General features: G+C 71.2%; 6 protein-coding genes. 4 read left to right on the plus strand and 2 right to left on the minus strand.

What is annotated here, in order from left to right:
- Positions 1–108: 108 nt before the first annotated feature.
- From ABZ195_RS16525 to ABZ195_RS16540, 4 genes are read left to right on the plus strand one after another with little or no spacing between them, the layout of a single operon-like run.
- Entirely contained in the window at positions 109–12,564 is a 12,456-nt protein-coding gene (locus ABZ195_RS16525) for a type I polyketide synthase (protein WP_355219525.1), read from the plus strand.
- Positions 12,565–12,570: 6 nt separating this feature from the next.
- Positions 12,571–14,997, plus strand: a complete 2,427-nt coding sequence (locus tag ABZ195_RS16530; protein WP_355219527.1) for a PEP-utilizing enzyme — start codon at positions 12,571–12,573, stop codon at positions 14,995–14,997.
- Between the two features lie 39 nt (positions 14,998–15,036).
- The gene (locus ABZ195_RS16535; RefSeq protein WP_355219806.1) at positions 15,037–16,251 is read left to right on the plus strand and encodes an acyl-CoA dehydrogenase family protein; all 1,215 of its coding nucleotides are present in this window, start codon (positions 15,037–15,039) and stop codon (positions 16,249–16,251) included.
- Positions 16,251–17,057 carry a tyrosine-protein phosphatase gene (locus ABZ195_RS16540; protein WP_355219529.1) on the plus strand — a complete coding sequence of 269 codons (807 nt, stop codon included), beginning with the start codon at positions 16,251–16,253 and terminating at the stop codon, positions 17,055–17,057. Before ABZ195_RS16535 ends, ABZ195_RS16540 begins: the two co-directional genes overlap by 1 nt.
- Before the next feature lie 15 nt (positions 17,058–17,072).
- Here ABZ195_RS16540 and ABZ195_RS16545 read toward each other — a convergent pair whose 3' ends face one another.
- On the minus strand, positions 17,073–17,924 hold the full coding sequence (locus ABZ195_RS16545) for a carbon-nitrogen hydrolase family protein (RefSeq protein ID WP_355219530.1): 852 nt from the start codon (positions 17,922–17,924) through the stop codon (positions 17,073–17,075).
- Positions 17,925–17,937: 13 nt separating this feature from the next.
- Positions 17,938–18,258, minus strand: a complete 321-nt coding sequence (locus tag ABZ195_RS16550; protein ID WP_355219532.1) for an EthD family reductase — start codon at positions 18,256–18,258, stop codon at positions 17,938–17,940.

The following is an 18,258-nucleotide window of genomic DNA, read 5'->3' on the forward strand; positions in this document are numbered from 1 at the left end:
GTTCGCCCTGCGCCGCCAGAGGCTTCTAGGCTTCATCCAACGAACACCTAGTACCGAATACTCGTGGACGCTGCACGCGCGGCGGTTCAGACAGGGGTTTCACACCGTATGGCCGATCAACTCGCCAATGCCACCGAGGCGCTCCGTCGGGCACTCGTCCAGAACGACCGGCTCAAGACCCAGAACCGGGCCCTTCTCGAGCGTTCTGGCGAACCGATCGCCGTGGTCGGCATGTCGTGTCGATTCCCCGGCGGGGTGAACTCCCCCGAAGACCTCTGGGAGATGGTGGCCGCCGGCCGCGACGTGACCTCCGAGCTGCCCGACGACCGCGGCTGGGACGTCGCCGGACTCTACGACGCGGACCCCGACGCACCGGGCAAGTCCTATGCCCGCGCGGGCGGCTTCGTCACCGACGTCGGTGACTTCGACGCCGGTTTCTTCGGCATCGCACCGAGCGAGGCCCTGGCCATGGATCCCCAGCAGCGCATGCTGCTGGAGCTGTCGTGGGAGGCCCTCGAGCGGGCCGGCGTCGACCCCACCTCGCTGCGGGGCAGCGCGACGGGCGTGTTCGCCGGCGTCATCGCCGGCGGGTACGGCATGTCCAACGACAGCATCGAGGGCTACCGGCTGACCGGCATGACCTCCAGCGTCACCTCCGGCCGGGTGGCCTACGTCCTGGGACTCGAGGGCCCCGCGGTCTCCATCGACACCGCCTGCTCGTCGTCGCTGGTCGCACTGCACATGGCCGTTCAGGCGCTGCGGCTCGGTGAGTGCGACATGGCGCTCGCCGGCGGCGTCACGGTCAACGCGACGCCGACGATCTTCGTCGAGTTCAGCCGCCACCGCGGTCTGGCGGCCGACGGTCGCTGCAAGCCCTATGCGGGCGCGGCCGACGGCGTCGGCTGGGCCGAGGGCGGCGGCGTGCTCGCCGTCGAGCGGCTCTCCGACGCCCAGCGGCTCGGACACCCCATCCTCGCCGTGGTACGGGGTTCGGCGGTCAACCAGGACGGTGCGTCGAACGGTCTGACGGCACCCAACGGGCCGTCGCAGCAACGAGTCGTGCGCGCCGCGCTGGCCAACTCCGGCCTCACGGCCGCACAGGTCGACGTCGTCGAGGGCCACGGCACCGGCACCCCGCTCGGTGACCCGATCGAGGCACAGGCCCTGCTGGGCACCTATGGACAGGACCGCACGCAGCCGCTGTGGCTGGGCTCGGTGAAGTCCAACATGGGCCACACCCAGGCCGCGGCGGGCGTCGCGGGCGTGATCAAGATGATCATGTCGATGCAGCACGAGACGTTGCCCGTCACGCTGCACGTCGACGAGCCCAGCCCGCACGTGGACTGGACCATGGGTGCGGTCTCGCTGCTGACCGAGCCGCAGCCGTGGCCCGCCAGCCCCACCCCACGCCGGGCCGGCATCTCGTCGTTCGGCATCAGCGGCACCAACGCCCACGTGATCGTCGAGTCCGCGCCGCCCGTGGAGGCCGCCCCCGAGACACCCGCCGCGCCCCCCGGCGTGCTCCCGTGGGTGCTGTCGGCGAAGACCGCGACGGCCCTGCGCAATCAGGCCGCCCGTCTGACCGACCATCTGTCCACCCACGCCGACCTCGACGACCTCGACGTCGCCTGGACACTGGCCGGACGCACGTCCTTCGAGCACCGCGCCGTGGTCCTGGGCATCGACCGCGAGCAGCTGCTCGCCGGCCTGTCCGAATTGGCGTCCGACGCCGACGTCACGCGGGTGATCCACGGAACGGCCACGCCCGTGGGCAAGGTCGCCTTCGTCTTCCCGGGCCAGGGCAGCCAGTGGATCGGCATGGGCATCGAGTTGATGTCGGCCTCGCCGGTGTTCGCCGAGAAGCTGACCGCGTGCTCGGAAGCGCTTGCCGAGTTCGTCGACTGGTCGCTGCTCGACGTGCTGCGGGGGGCGCCCGGTGCGCCAACCCTGGACCGCGTCGACGTCGTGCAGCCGGCATTGTTCGCCGTCATGGTGTCGTTGGCCGAACTGTGGCGTTCGGTGGGCGTCACCCCCGACGCCGTCATCGGGCATTCGCAGGGCGAGATCGCCGCCGCCCACGTCGCAGGTGCGCTGTCGCTGCGCGATGCGGCCATGGTGGTCGCGCTGCGCAGCAAGCTGCTCGTCGAACTGTCCGGTTCGGCGGGCATGGTCTCGCTGGCCTGTGGTGTCGACCGCTCCCGAGAACTGTTGTCGGGCTTGGACATTCAGCCCGAGCGTGCCGGCATCGCCGTGGTCAACGGACGCAACGCCGTCGTCGTCTCCGGTGAGACGTCGGCCCTCGAGGCGCTGATGGCCCAGTGCGAGGCGCTGCAGATCCGCGCGCGTCGCATCGACGTCGACTACGCCTCGCACTCGGCCCAGGTCGAGGCCATCGACGGCCGCCTGCAGGAGGCACTCGCCGGCCTGGAGCCCCGCTCGACCCGGACCGCGTTCTTCTCCACCGTCACGGGCGATCTCGTCGACGCCGCCACGCTCGGTGCCGACTACTGGTACCGCAACATCCGGCAGACGGTGCAGTTCGATCAAGCCGTCCGCGCCGCGGCCGCCCATGGCTACCGCGCCTTCGTCGAGACCAGCCCCCACCCGGCGCTCATCGCGGGCATCGAGGACACCGTCCGCGACTGCACCGATGCCGCCACCGAACCCGTCGTCGTGCCGACGCTTGGACGCGACGAGGGCGGCTGGGACCGCTTCCTCGCCTCTGCCGCACAGGCATTCACCTCCGGCATCGCCATGGACTGGCGTGCGACGTGCGCCGGCGGCCACCTCGCCGAGGTGCCCACCTACGCCTTCGACCGTCGCCGCTTCTGGCTGTCCGGCGGGGGCACCGGATCCTCCGACGCCTCCGGCTTCGGCATCGACGGTGCGGCGCACGCGCTGCTCGGCGCCGTCGTGGAGGTGCCGGAGACCGGTCAGGTCGTGCTGACCGGCCGGCTGTCGGCCGCGACGCAACCGTGGCTGTCCGACCACGCCGTCGGCGGGGTGATCCTGTTCCCGGGTGCCGGATTCGTCGAGCTCGTCATCCGCGCCGGCGACGAGGTCGGGTGCGGCGTGGTCGAGGAACTGACCTTGATGGCCCCGCTGGTGGTCTCGCCGTCCGGCGTCCAGATCCGCGTCCTGGTCGGGACTCCCGGGGAGTCGGGGTCGCGCACCGTGTCGGTCTTCTCCCATCCCGACGACCCCGAGGCCGCCTGGGTGCAGCATGCCGAGGCCATCGTCGGCTCCGGCGAGAGTCCGTCGACGGCAGACCTGTCGGTGTGGCCGCCCGCCGGCGCCGTGGCGACCGACGTCAGCGACGCCTACGAGTCACTCGCCGCCCGCGGTTACGAGTACGGGCCGGCCTTCCGCGCCCTGACCGCGATGTGGCGCCGCGGCGACGAGGTGTTCGCCGAGGTCACCATCCCGCAGGACGTGCAGTCCGGCGAATTCGGTGTGCACCCCGTGCTGCTGGACGCCTCGATGCACGCCATTGCGCTGGCGGTCGAGGATCACGAACTCGCCCTGCCCTTCTCCTGGCAGCAGGTCGCCCTGCATGCCGCCGGCGCCTCGTCGGTGCGCGCGAGAATCGCACCGGTGGGCCCGAATTCGGTGTCGATCGACCTCGCCGACGGGCTCGGCCTGCCCGTGCTGTCCGTGGGCTCGATGACCACCCGCCCGGTCAACGCCGAACAGCTTGCGCTGGTAGGCCAGGCCAGTGCCGACGGCGAACTGTTCGAGGTGGAGTGGTCGGCGGTCGCCGTGCCCGAGCCGGCTTCGCCCGCCGTCGACTTCACGGTCTACGAAACCCTTTCGGCCACGACCGATTCCACCGACGTCGTGACGTCGACGCACGCCACGGTCAACCACGCGCTGCAGCACCTGCAGACCTGGCTCGCCGAGCCGTCGGCCGCCACGCTGGTCGTCGTCACCCACGGCGCGGTCGCCCTGCCCGGTGAGGACGTCACCGATCTGGCCGGCGCCGCCGTCTGGGGCCTCGTCCGCGCCGCCCAGACCGAGAACCCCGGCCGCATCGTGCTCGTCGACGCCACGGGCAACCCCGACGTCGCCGTCGACGTGGCATCGGTGCTCGCCGTCGGCGAACCGCAGGTCGTCGTACGGGCCGGCGTGCCCCACGTCGCCCGGGTGGTCCGCAGCCGCGGCGTCGACGCCGTCCTGCAGCCGCCGACCACGGGCAAGCCGTGGCGGCTCGGCATCGCCACCGCAGGCACGTTCGACAACCTCGCGCTCGAAGAAGTTCCCAACTCCGACGAACCGTTGCGCGCAGGCCACATTCGCGTCGAGATGAATGCCGTCGCGGCCAACTTCCGCGACGTGATGATCACCCTGGGCATGTTCACCCACGACGCACTGCTCGGCAGTGAGGGCGCGGGCGTCGTGGTCGACGTCGGCGAGGGCGTGACCGACTTCGCCGTCGGCGACCGCGTGATGGGGCTGTTCCCCGAGGGCACCGGCACGCTCGTGCAAGCCGACGCCCGATTGGTCGCGTCCATCCCGACCGGCTGGACCGATGCCGAGGCCGCGGCCACGCTCGTCGTCTTCACCACCGCCTACTACGGCCTGCGTGAACTGGCCGACGTCCAACCCGGACAGTCCATCCTCATCCACGCCGCCACCGGTGGCGTCGGCCTCGCCGCGGTGCAACTGGCCAGGCACTGGGGTCTGGAGGTCTTCACCACCGCCAGCCGGCCGAAGTGGGACACGTTGCGGGCCCTGGGCTTCGACGACGACCACATTGGCGACTCCCGATCGCTGGACTTCGAGCAGAAGTTCACCGAGATCACCGGCGGCCGTGGCTTCGACGTCGTGCTCGACTCGCTGGCCGGCGACTTCGTCGACGCGTCGCTGCGACTGCTCCCGCGCGGCGGCTCGTTCCTCGAGATGGGCAAGACCGACATCCGCGACGCCGACACCGTCGCCGCCGCCCACCCCGGCGTCCGCTACCGCGCCTTCGACCTCTTCGAGCCGGGCCGCCCGCGGATGCACGAGTACATCGTCGAGCTGTCCCGGATGTTCGAGGAGGGCATCCTACGGCCACTTCCGGTGACCACGTGGGACATTCGTCGTGCACCGGCCGCTCTGCGGTACCTCAGCCAGGCCCGCCACGTCGGCAAGATCGTGATGACGATGCCGGCCGCGTGGACCCGCGGCACCGTGCTGATCACCGGTGGCACCGGCATGGCAGGCTCCGCGGTGGCGCGCCACGTCGTCACCAATCACGGTGTGAACCAACTCATCCTGCTGTCCCGTCGTGGACCGGATGCCGCCGGGGCGGCAGAGTTGGTCGCCGAACTGAGCTCCTCGGGCGCCAATGTCCGGGTGCTCGCCGCCGACGCCGCCGACCGCGCCGACCTGCAAACGGTCCTCGACGGCGTCGAACGGCCGCTGTCGGCGATCATCCACGCCGCCGGTGTCCTCGACGACGCGGTCGTCGGATCGTTGACCCCCGAACGCGTCGACCCCGTGCTCCGAGCCAAGGTCGACGCGGCGTGGAATCTCCACGAGCTGAGCCGCGAGTCCAATGTCGCGGCGTTCGTGATGTTCTCGTCGATGGCCGGCGTCGTGGGTTCGGCCGGTCAGGCGAACTACTGCGCGGCCAACACCTTCCTCGACGCCCTGTCGGCCCACCGCCGCGTCCACGGCCTGCCCGCCACGTCGTTGGCATGGGGTCTGTGGGAGCAGGCCAGCGACATGACCGGCCACCTCGCCGACGCCGACCTGAGCAGGCTGGGTCGCGACGGCATCCTGGCCATGTCGACCGGTGACGCGATGACGCTGCTCGATTCGGCGCTCGTGGTGGGTGAGCCGTTGCTCGCTCCCGTCCGGATCGACCGCACGGCGCTGCGGGCCCGTTCGGCCGAGGGGCTGCTCCCTCCGATGTTCGCGCAGCTGGCCAACACCTCCGCCCGCCGCCGCGTGGACGACTCGCTGGTCGCGGCCAAGTCCAAGTCCGTTCTGGCACAACGCCTGCACGGATTGACCGAGCAGGCTCAGCAGGCGCTCATCCTGGACCTGCTGCGCTCGCACATGTCCGCGGTGCTCGGTAACACCGAGCCCGAGGCCATCACCGCCGAGCTGGCCTTCTCCGATCACGGCTTCGATTCCCTGACCGCCGTCGAACTACGCAACCGGCTGAAGACCGCGACGGGCCTTGCCCTGTCGCCGACGCTGATCTTCGACTACCCGACCCCCCTGGCCCTGGCGGGCTACATCCGCCAGGAGCTCGCCGGCGCCCCCCAGGAAGTCGCCGCGACGACCTCGACGGTCCGGGTCGACGACGAGCCGATCGCCATCGTCGCGATGTCGTGCCGCTACCCCGGTGGCGTCGACTCGCCGGAGGCGTTGTGGGAGATGGTCGCCGACGGTCGTGACGTGCTGACCGACTTCCCCACCGACCGCGGCTGGGACCTCGCCGGGTTGTTCAGCCCCGACCCCGACGCGCCCGGCAAGTCCTACGCCCGCACGGGTGGCTTCATCGACGATGCGGCGGACTTCGATCCTGGCTTCTTCGGTGTCTCGCCGACCGAGGCACTGGCCATGGACCCGCAGCAGCGGCTGTTCCTCGAACTGGCGTGGGAGGGTCTCGAGCGCGGTGGCATCGACCCGGCGTCGTTGCGCGGCAGCGCCACCGGCGTCTTCGCGGGCGTGTACGCCCAGGGTTACGGCGTCGGCGCCGAGGGTGCGGAGGGCTTCCGGCTGACCGGTCAGGCCTCCAGCGTCGCGTCGGGCCGGGTGTCCTACGTGCTCGGCCTCGAGGGTCCCGCCGTGTCGATCGACACCGCCTGCTCGTCGTCGCTGGTGGCCCTGCATATGGCCGTCCAGGCCCTGCGCACCGGTGAGTGCGATCTCGCGCTCGCCGGCGGTGTCACCGTCAACGCGGCACCCGACATCTTCGTCGAGTTCAGCAGGCAGCGCGGGTTGTCCTCCGACGGCCGCTGCAAGTCGTTCGCCGGAGCGGCCGACGGCACCGGATTCGCCGACGGCGGCGGCATCCTCGTCGTCGAACGGCTCTCCGACGCCCAGCGCAACGGCCACCAGGTGCTGGCGCTGGTGCGTGGTTCGGCCATCAACCAGGACGGTGCGTCCAACGGGCTCACGGCGCCCAATGGTCCGTCGCAGCAACGGGTTCTGCGCTCGGCGCTGGCCAACGCCGGCCTTGTCGCGGCCGACGTCGACGTCGTCGAGGCGCACGGCACCGGCACCACGCTCGGTGACCCCATCGAGGCTCAGGCCCTGCTGGCCACCTACGGCCAGGATCGCCAGCAGCCGCTGTGGATCGGCTCGGTGAAGTCCAACATGGGCCATTCCCAGGCCGCCGCCGGCGTCGCCGGGATCATCAAGATGGTGCAGTCGATGCGGCACGAACAGCTGCCCGCGACACTGCACGTCGACGAGCCGACCCCGCACGTCGACTGGACCATGGGCTCGGTGGCGCTGCTGACCGAGGCTCAGCCGTGGCCCGAGAACGGCACGCCCCGTCGCGCCGGGGTGTCGTCGTTCGGCATCAGCGGCACCAACGCGCACGTCATCATCGAGCAGGCGCCGCCGTCGGAGATCACCGCCGTCGAGGCACCCCGGCCGGCCGTCGTGCCGTGGGCGCTGTCGGCCAAGACGCCCGAAGCGCTTGCCGCACAAGCCCGCCGCCTCGCCGACCATCTCGAGGCCCACCCCGACCTCGACGCCGTCGACGTCGGCTGGACGCTGGGCGGCCGGTCCTCGTTCGCCCACCGGGCGGTCATGCTCGGTGGCGGCCGCGACGACCTGCTGCCCGAACTCCAGGGGCTCGCCGACGACCAGCCCGGCCCGCGCACCGTCTTCGGCCGCGCGACGGGTTCGGGCAAGACCGCGTTCGTCTTCCCCGGCCAGGGCGCCCAGGCCCTGGGCATGGGTCGCGAGCTGCATGCCGAGTTCCCGGTCTTCGCCGCCGCATTCGACGCAGTGACCACCGAGTTGGACCGCCACCTGCTGCGGCCGATCCGCGACGTCATGTGGGGAAGCAATGCGGCCGTGCTGGATTCGACGGAATACGCCCAGCCCGCACTGTTCACCGTCGAGGTGGCGATGTTCCGGCTGCTCGAATCGTGGGGCATCGAACCCGACTACGTACTGGGCCACTCGATCGGCGAACTGACCGCGGCGCACGTCGCCGGCGTGCTGTCGCTGGAGAACGCGGCGGCCCTGGTGGCCGCGCGTGGCCGGCTCATGCAGCGCCTGCCCGAGGGCGGCGCGATGGTGGCCGTCGGTGCGAGCGAGGCCGAGGTGCGGCCGATGCTGCGCGACGGCGTCGGCATCGCGGCGGTCAACGGGCCGAGCTCCGTGGTCATCTCCGGTCCCGAGGACGCCGTGCTGGCCATCGCCGAGGAGGCCAAGGCCACCGGGTGCCGGGTGCACCAGCTGGCGGTCTCGCACGCGTTCCACTCCTCGCTGATGGAGCCGATGCTGCTGGAGTTCACCACCGTCGCGGGTGGATTGACGCTGGCGGAGCCGAGGATTCCGGTCGTCTCCAACGTGACCGGCGAGCTCGCGGGTCAGGACTTCGCGACGGCGCCGTACTGGGCCAGCCACATCCTCGAGGCGGTCCGGTTCGACGACAGTGCCCGCTACCTCGCCTCCGCGGGGGTGACCCGCTTCGTCGAGGTGGGCCCGGCCAGCGGTCTGACGGCGACGATCGCGATGTCGCTCGCCGAGTCGGAGCCCGTCACGGTCTCGACGCTGAAGAAGGACGCTGCCGAGCCCACGACGCTGCTGACGGCCTTGGCCGAGCTGTCGGTGTCCGGGGTCGAGGTGGACTGGCAGGCGGCGTGCATCGGCGGTCGCCTGCTCGACCTGCCGACGTATGCGTTCCAGCGGCGACGCTTCTGGCTCACCAGCGGCGGATCCGGCTCGACCGACGCCACGGGTCTCGGGCTAGGCCGCACCGACCACGCCCTGCTCGGCGCGGTCGTCGAATCCCCCGAGACCGGCGGCGTCGTGCTGACCGGCCGACTGTCCACGTCGACGCAGCCCTGGCTGTCCGACCACGCGGTGGCGGGCGTGGTGCTGTTCCCCGGCGCGGGCTTCGTCGAGCTGGCGATCCGCGCCGGTGACGAGGTCGGCTGCTCGAGCGTCGACGAACTGATGCTGCACGCACCGCTGGTGCTGCCCGCCGAGGGCGTCGCCGTGCAGGTCGTGGTCAGCCAGGCCGACGAGGCCGGTGGCCGCGTGGTGTCGATCTTCTCTCGCGCCCAACAGGATTCGGCGTCCTGGATCCTCCATGCCGAGGGCGAGCTGAGCGTGGCGTCGTCGACGCCCGGTTCGGACCTGTCGATCTGGCCGCCGGTCGGTGCCCGTGAGGTCGACGTGACCGACGCTTATGCCCAGCTGTCGGCTCGGGGCTACGAGTACGGCCCGGCGTTCCGCGGGTTGAAGGCGATGTGGCAACGGGGCGACGAGGTGTTCGCCGAGGTGTCCATGCCACAGGAGGTGCAGGCAGGAGGGCTTGGCGTGCACCCGGTGCTGCTCGACGGCGCGTTGCACGCGGTGGTGCTCAGCCGCGACGATGCCGAGGGCGAGATGGCCCTGCCGTTCTCGTGGCAGAAGGTGTCGCTGCATGCATCCGGCGCGTCCGCCGTGCGGGCGCGGCTCGCGCCCAACGGAACCAGTTCGATGTCGATCGACCTCGCCGACGGACTCGGCCTGCCGGTGCTGTCGGTCGAGGCGATGGTGGCCCGGCCGGTGACGGCCCAGCAGCTGGCGGCCGCGGTCGGCGGCACCGGCGGCGGCGAACTCTTCGAGGTGGTGTGGTCACCGGCCACTCCCGCCGAGCAGACGCCCGATGGCGAGCACGAGGTCTTCCAATCGGTCCCTGCCACGAGTGAATCCGACGAACTGGCCGGCGTCTACGGCGCCACGCACCTCGCACTCGAGCGGCTGCAGTCCTGGCTGGCGGAGACCTCGGACGCGACCACCCCGAAGACCTTGGTGGTGACCACCCGCGGGGCCGTCGCCATGCCCGGTGAGGACGTGACCGACCTGGCCGGCGCCGCGGTGTGGGGTCTGGTGCGCGCTGCACAGACCGAGCACCCGGGCCGCGTCGTCCTGGTCGACCTGGGAGACCAAGTGGTCGACGGCTCATTCGATCCGGCACCCCTGGTGGCGCTTGGCGAACCGCAGGTCGTCATCCGCGACGGTGTGCTGCACACCGCCCGGGTGCTGCCGAGCCGGGCCGCGGAGTCGCTGCTGACTCCGCCGGCCGACGGTGCGCCGTGGCGGCTGACGGTCGCCGAGTCGGGCACGTTCGACGATCTGAGCCTGCAGGCGATCCCGGACGCCGACGAGCCGTTGGAGCCCGGTCGCATCCGGGTCGCCGTGCGGGCCATCGGCGCCAACTTCCGCGACGTCATGATCGCCCTCGGCCTGTACCCCGGTGGCGGTTCGATGGGCATCGAGGCGGCGGGCATCGTCGTCGAGGTCGCGCCGGGCGTGACCGAGGTGGCCGTCGGCGACCGCGTGATGGGCCTGTTCCCCGAGGGCACCGGCACCATGGCGACCACCGACGCCCGCGTCGTGCTGCCCATCCCCTCGGACTGGGGGTACGCGCAGGGCGCCGGCTTCACGGTCGGGTTCGCGACGGCCTACTTCGCGCTGCGCGGGCTGGCCGACGTACAGCCGGGGCAGTCGGTACTGATTCATGCCGGCACCGGCGGCGTGGGCATGGCCGCGGTCCAGCTGGCCCGGCACTGGGGTCTGGAGGTGTTCGCCACCGCGAGCAAGCCCAAGTGGGACACGTTGCGGGCCATGGGCTTCGACGACGATCACATCGGCGACTCCCGCACGCTGGACTTCGAGCAGAAGTTCCTCGCCGTCACCGGCGGCCGCGGGGTCGACGTCGTGCTCGACTCGCTCTCGGGTGACTTCGTCGACGCCTCGCTGCGCCTGCTGCCGCGCGGCGGAGCGTTCCTCGAGATGGGCAAGACCGACATGCGTGACGCCGACGAGGTTGCCGCGGCCCATCCCGGTGTGCGCTACCGCGCCTTCGACCTCTTCGAGGCGGGTGCCGACGGCGTCGGCAAGATCCTGACGGGCGTGGCCGAGCTGAGCAATGCGGGAGTACTTCGCCCACTTCCCATCTCGACGTGGGACGTGCGGCGGGCGCCGGCGGCGCTTCGGCACCTCAGCCAGGCCCGGCACATCGGCAAGGTCGTGCTGACGATGCCGGACGCCTGGGCCACCGGCACCGTGCTGATCACCGGTGGTACCGGCATGGCGGGCGCCTCGGTGGCCCGCCACGTCGTCGCCCACCACGGCGTGCGGCACCTGGTGCTGCTGTCGCGACGCGGACCGGATGCTCCGGGTGCGGCCGAGTTGGTCACCGAATTGACCGACGCGGGCGCCCACGTACAGGTGGTCGCGGCGGACGCAGCCGATCGGGATGCGCTCGCCAAGGCCCTGGCCGGAATCGACCACCAGCACGCGCTGTCGGCGGTCATCCACACCGCCGGCGTGATCGACGACGCAGTGGTGACGTCGCTGACGCCCGAACGGGTCGACGCGGTGCTTAGGTCGAAGGTCGACGCGGCGTGGAATCTGCACGAGCTGACCCGCGACCACGATCTGTCGGCGTTCGTGATGTTCTCGTCGATGGCCGGTCTGGTCGGCGCCTCCGGGCAGGCCAACTACTCCGCGGCCAACGCCTATCTCGACGCCCTGGCGGCCCATCGGCGGGCGCACGGCCTGCCGGCGATGTCGCTGGGCTGGGGGCTGTGGGAGCAGGCCAGCGGCATGACGGGCCACCTGCAGGACGTCGACCTGGCACGCTTGAACCGCGACGGCATCCTGGCGCTGGCCCTCGACGACGCGCTGGCGCTGTTCGACGAGGCGCTGACCGTCGACGAGCCGTTCCTGGTGCCCGCCCGAATCGACCGGGCCGCGTTGCGGACCAAGTCCTCGGCGGGCACGTTGCCGCCGATGTTCGTCGACCTGATCTCGGGTCCGGCCCGCCGTCAGGTCGGCGATTCGCTGGCCGCGGCGCAGTCGCGCTCAGCTCTGTCGCAACGCCTTTCGGGGCTGCCGACCGATGAGCAGTTCGATCTGCTGCTCGACCTGGTGCGGTCGCACATGGCCACGGTGCTGGGGCTGCCCAATCCGCAGTCGATCGCACCGGACCTGGCGTTCCAGGATCACGGCTTCGACTCGCTGACCGCAGTCGAGTTGCGCAACCGGTTGAAGGCGGCGACGGGACTCACCCTCTCGCCGACGCTGATCTTCGACTACCCGAACCCGGCGGCGATCGCGGAGTACTTCCGCACCCAGCTCGTCGGTGAGGAGCAGCAGGGTCCGGCGAAGAACGACGTCGACGAGGAACTGCAGCGGGTCGTGTCGACCATCCCGATCAAGCGGCTGCGGCAGGCCGGCGTGCTCGACATGCTGCTCAACCTCGCCGCCCAGGGCAGCGGTGCCGACACCGCCGAGGCCGCGACGTCGGCCGAACCGGATCGCACGCAGGACATCGCCGACATGGATCTGCAGGATCTGCTGGCGGCGTTCAGCGACGACGATGCCGGCTAGGTCTCGATGAGGATCGTCGTCGGGGGCGCCGACGGCGCGATCGGACGTGGAGTGTCCGCGCGCCTGGTCACCCTCGGCCACGAGGTCGTCGGCATCGGCGTGCGGCGGCCCGAGAGTTGGCCTGGGGCAGTCGAGTTCGTGACGTCCGGGACGTACCTGGCCGACGCCGCCAAGGGGGCCGAGGCGGTACTGCACTGTGGCGGCACGCGTGACCTGGACGCCGTGGCCGCCGACGCCGGCCGGGTCGTCGTGTTGGCTCCCACGTGGCCGGCCGACGACACCGCCGCGCCAGTCGACGGCGCGATCGTGGTGCGAACCGCGCTCGTGCTGGGCCGCCACGTCGATGACGCGGTGTTGAAGAAGTTCACCGCGCCGGTGCTCGTCGACGACGGATCCTTCGACCGGCCCCTGCAGGTGGTGCACGCCCACGACGTCGAACGGGTGCTGGTGCGGGCGGTGCTCGACGCCGACCTGCCCACTGGCCGCGTGGACGTCGCCGCCGACGGGCCGACGACGGTCCGCGCGATCGCCGAGGCCGTCGGCCGGCCCGTCCTCAAGGCGCCCGGTCTGCTCGCCCGCCTCGTGGCCGGCCGGCCCGTCGACGTGCCGACCCTGGACCTCGCCGCGCTGCGCGACGTGTGGGGCCTCACCCCCACCTTCGACGCGGCGCACGCGATCGAGGACTTCGCGCTGGCCTGTCGCGGCAGGATCACCGTCGGCGACGCCGTGCACGACATCCCGTGGCGGTTGCCGCGCGTGCTGTCTATCCCCGCGGTCGACGCCCCGGCCGCCGACGGCGTCGAGCCGGTGCCGGCCGGCCCGGGTGAGGTCACCGGCGAATTCGACACGCCCATCGACCCCCGCTTCCCCGCGTTCATCGCGACCAACCTGTCGGAGGCGCTGGCCGGACCGTTCTCACCGTCGTCGGCGTCGGTGACGGTGCTCGGCACTCGCGCGGCCGGTCTGGTGATCTCCGAGCGGCTGCGTCCCGGCGGGGCCGTGCAACGCGAGATGTCGGTGCGAACCACCGGCGTATTCGGGCACCGCCTGTACGCCGGCATCACCACCGGGCACTTCATGGCGCACACCGTGCCGTTCATCGACCCGAACCTGGTGCTGTCGGGATTCTTCGGCCACACCGAGGACGGCCTCGAGTTGTTCGGCGAGCACCTGCCGCCGGTCGAGCCCCGCGGCCTCGTCCGGCAACTGCGCGGCGGTCTGACGTTCGCGAACTGCCTCGTCGGCCTGTCCGCCGGCTCCCACGGCGACACCCAGGCCTTCGTCGCCGACGTCGAGCGCCTCGAAAGGGCCGCGTCGGACCCGGCCGCCCTCGACGACCAGCGGCTACGGGAGCTGATCCTGCTGGGTCGAGACCACGTCGTGCACGGGTGGGTGCTCTCGTCGGCCTCGATCCTGCTGTGCGCCGGGTACGGCGTGGTGATGCGCCTGCTCTGCGGGCGCGACGTGATGCCCGCGGCCGGTGACGAGCTGGTCAGCGCGCAGGCGCTCGGCGCGGTCCACCGCCTCGCCGCGGCGGCGCGGCGCGATCCCGTCGCCGCCCGGCTGCTGTCCGAACCGGACGTCGACGCCGCGACGCTCGCCGCCCGCGCGCCGGCGTTCTCGGCTGCACTCACCGAGGAGCTGGCCCTCATCGGACACCGCGGGCCGGGCGAGGTCGAGATGCGGTCGGCGACCTACGCCGACGATCCCGACCTGCTGGTTCGGATGGTCACCAAGGCGCTGACGGCGCTCCCACGCGAACTGCCGCGGCTGCCGCAGGTGCCGTTGCGGGCCAGGCCGGTGGGCGTGGCCGCGGCCAGCCAGCTTCGGGAGCGGGAGGTGCGCCGCGACCGCATGGTGCGCGCCATCTGGGTGCTGCGCCGGTTGCTGCGGGAGCAGGGCCGTCGGATGGTCGAGGCCGGTCGGCTCGGCGACGTCGACGACGTGTTCTACCTGCTGGTCGACGAGGTGAACGCGCCACCTCCGGATATGGCCGGCATCGTCGCCCGCCGCCGCGCCGAGCAGGCGACGTTGCAGGACCTGGTGCCGCCCGAGGCGTTCAGCGGCCGGTGGACCCCGACCGACGGCCCCACCACCGCGTTTCAGGGTGGCGAGGTGTTGCGGGGCATCGGCGTCTCCGGAGGCAGTGCCCGCGGGCGGGTACGCGTCGTGCAGGCCGAGACCATCGACGACCTGCAGCCGGGTGAGGTCCTCGTCGCCAAGGTCACCGACGTCGGCTACACCCCGGCGTTCGCATACGCCGCGGCCGTCGTCACCGAACTGGGCGGACCCACGTCGCACGCCGCGATCGTGGCCCGCGAGTTCGGGGTGCCGTGCGTGGTCAACGCGCGCGGCGCGACCGCGCGACTGGTCACCGGAACCGTCGTCGACGTCGACGGGGCGACGGGCGAGGTAACCGTGCTCGGCAACTGACTCAACACGTGTCATATCGTGGCGGTCATGGACTTCGCGATGTCGGCAAAAGGGCAGGATTACCACCAGAGGCTCACTGACTTCATGGTGGAGCACGTGTTCCCCGCCGAGCACGCCTACGACCAGTACCGCCTCGAGGCCGGCCGCGACGACCACACCGTGCCCCCGGTGGTCGAGGAGCTCAAGAAGCTCGCACGCGACCGCGGGCTGTGGAACCTGTTCCTGCCGTCGGAGTCGGGTCTGACCAACCTGGAGTACGCGCCGCTGGCCGAGCTCACCGGCTGGAGCATGGAGCTCGCGCCGGAGGCCACCAACTGCGCGGCGCCCGACACCGGCAACATGGAGACCCTGCACCTGTTCGCCACCCCCGAGCAGAGCAAGCAGTGGCTCGAACCGCTGCTCAACGGCGAGATCCGCAGTGCCTTCGCGATGACCGAGCCCGCGGTCGCCTCCAGCGACGCACGCAACATCGAGACGACGATGCTGCGCGACGGTGGCGACTACGTCATCAACGGGCGCAAGTGGTGGACCTCCGGTGCCAACGACCCGCGGTGCAAGGTCCTGATCGTGATGGGACGCACCAATCCCGACGCCGCCTCACACCAGCAGCAGTCGATGATCCTGGTGCCCATCGACACTCCCGGCGTGAACATCCTGCGGTCGCTGCCGGTGTTCGGTTGGCAGGATCAGCACGGTCACGCCGAGATCGTCTTCGACAACGTCCGGGTGCCCGCCTCCAACCTGCTCGGCGAGGAGGGCGGCGGATTCGCGATCGCCCAGGCCCGCCTCGGGCCCGGCCGCATCCATCACTGCATGCGCGCGATCGGGGTGGCCGAGCGCGCGCTGGCGCTGATGGTCGACCGGGTCAACAAGCGCATCGCCTTCGGCAAGCCGCTGGCCGAGCAGGGCGTCGTGCAACAGCAGGTGGCGTTGTCCCGCAACGAGATCGACCAGGCGCGGCTGCTGTGTCACAAGGCCGCCTGGGTGATCGACCAGAAGGGCAACAAGGCCGCGCGCAACGAGGTCGCGATGATAAAGGCCGTCGCACCGCAGATGGCATGCAACGTGATCGACCGGGCCATCCAGGTGCACGGCGGCGCCGGCGTCACCGACGACACGCCGCTCGCGCGGTTGTACGGCTGGCATCGTGCCATGCGGTTGTTCGACGGGCCCGACGAGGTGCACGTGCGCGCCATCGCGCGGGCCGAGCTTGGCCGGGAGAAGGACGCCCTCGCCGCTGCGGTGACCTCGTAGTGGTCTCCAGCGGGACCGAGCTCTCGGGCGCCTGGAACTTCCGTGACGTCGCCGAGGAGACCGGGATTCGGCCCGGCCGGTTGTTCCGGTCCAGCGAGCTGAGCCGTCTGGACGACGCGGGACGTGAGGCGCTGGTGCGGTACGGCATTGGCGACGTCGCCGATCTCCGTTCGCAACGCGAGGTCGAGCGGCGCGGTGCCGGGCTGGTCCCGGACGGCGTGGCCGTGCATCTGCTGCCGTTCCACGAACTCACCGCCGACGAGGCCGCCGCGCCGCACGAGAGCGCGTTCGACAAGATGTTGACGGCCAAGCCCGACGACGAGGACATGCCGGCGGCCGCAGCCCGGTTCATGACCGAGGAGTACGAGCGCTTTCCGTCACTGCCCGGCGCCCGGACCGCCGTGCGTGAGGTCATCTCGTTACTCGCCGACGAGCGGCCCGTCATCGCCCACTGCTTCGCCGGCAAGGACCGCACCGGCTTCACGGTCGCACTGGTCCTGGAAACCGTTGGAGTGCAACGTGATGCGATCGTCGCGGACTTCCTGCGCAGCAATGCCGCCGTGCCGCAGTTGCGCGAGCGCATCCTGGAGTCGATCCGCAGCCGCGCCGAGGAGACGACGACGCCGGAGATCGTCACCTTCGCCGAGGCACGACTCACCGAGGAGGTGCTCGGCGTGCACGAGGACTACCTGACGGCGGCCAAGCGCTCCATCGACGCCGAATACGGCTCCTCGGCTGGCTATCTCGAATCCCTCGGCGTCACCGCCGACGAGGTGTCGCGCCTGCGCGGGTTCCTGCGAGGCTGACGCCAGGGCGGCGCGTCACGGCGTGGGCCGCCACGTCCGTGGCGTGATGCGGCCCCCGTAGACGGGGAGTTCGATGGGTTCGTCGGTGTCGGCGAACTGGGACCAGGGCCTCGTCACCCCGGCGGTACCGAACTCGCGGGTGCGACGGACCTCGTCGAGGTCGATCGTCGCGGCCAGCACCGTCGACTCGGCGCCGACGGCCTGGGCGAGGATGCGCCCCTGTGGGTCGACGAGCAGACTGCGCCCCTGACCGGTAGGAGCCGCGGCGTTCACGCTGGCCACGAAGACCTGGTTGGCGATCGCGTTGGCCTGAACGAGGATCACTTCCTGTGCCCGGTCGCCGGTGGGCGTCAAGACCACGTTCACCAGCAGTTCGGCCCCCATCCACGCCAGCTGACGGGACACCTCGGGGAACCAGGCGTCGTAGCAGACCATCAGGCCGACGGTGCCGACGTCACCGATGCGCAGCGTCGAGAAGTCGGCGCCGGGCGTCACGCTCTCCGTCGGCCGCCACGGGAAGATCTTGCGGTAGCTCGCCGCCAGTTCCCCGGCCGGGGAGAACACCACCATGGTGTTGTAGATCAGCCCCCCGTCCGTCGACTCCAGGACGCTGCCGGGCATCAGCCATACGCCCAGTTCGGCCGCCAGCGCGGCGAGCCCCTTGCACAGCGGGCCGTCGAGGGGCTCCGCGTGCCGCCTCAGGTCCGCCTGATCCGACGGATCCAGTCCACCGAGGAGATGCAGCTCGGGGAAGACGAACGACGACGTCCTCGGGTACTGCCGGACGAGATCGTGCATGCGCTCGCGGAATTCGTCGACCGATCCCGGGGCGGGATCCTGGACGAGGGCGAGCGAGAGTTCCTTCACGAAGTGGCCATGGTCAGTCGCGCGTGACCTGGACGTCGGACATCAGCACGCGAACACCACCGGTGGCCACCTCGCCCAGGGCCTGGAAGAAGGCGCCGGCCTCCGGCGTGGTGACGGCGAGACAGGCGGCGTCGTAGTCGGGGTAGTAGAGGTCGATCATGCGGTAGGCCGGGGTCGGGGAACCGTCCTCCTTGGGCCACACCTTGGAGGCCTCGAAGCGGGTGTGGCCGGGAATCGCGCGTGCGGCGTCCAATTGCCGTTCGACGTAGGCGCTTTCGAATGCCTCGGGGTCAGTCGGATTGTCGTAGATGACGGTGATCTTGGTCTCGGACAT

Source organism: Mycobacterium sp. NPDC006124, assembly GCF_040614235.1.
GTDB lineage: Bacteria > Actinomycetota > Actinomycetes > Mycobacteriales > Mycobacteriaceae > Mycobacterium.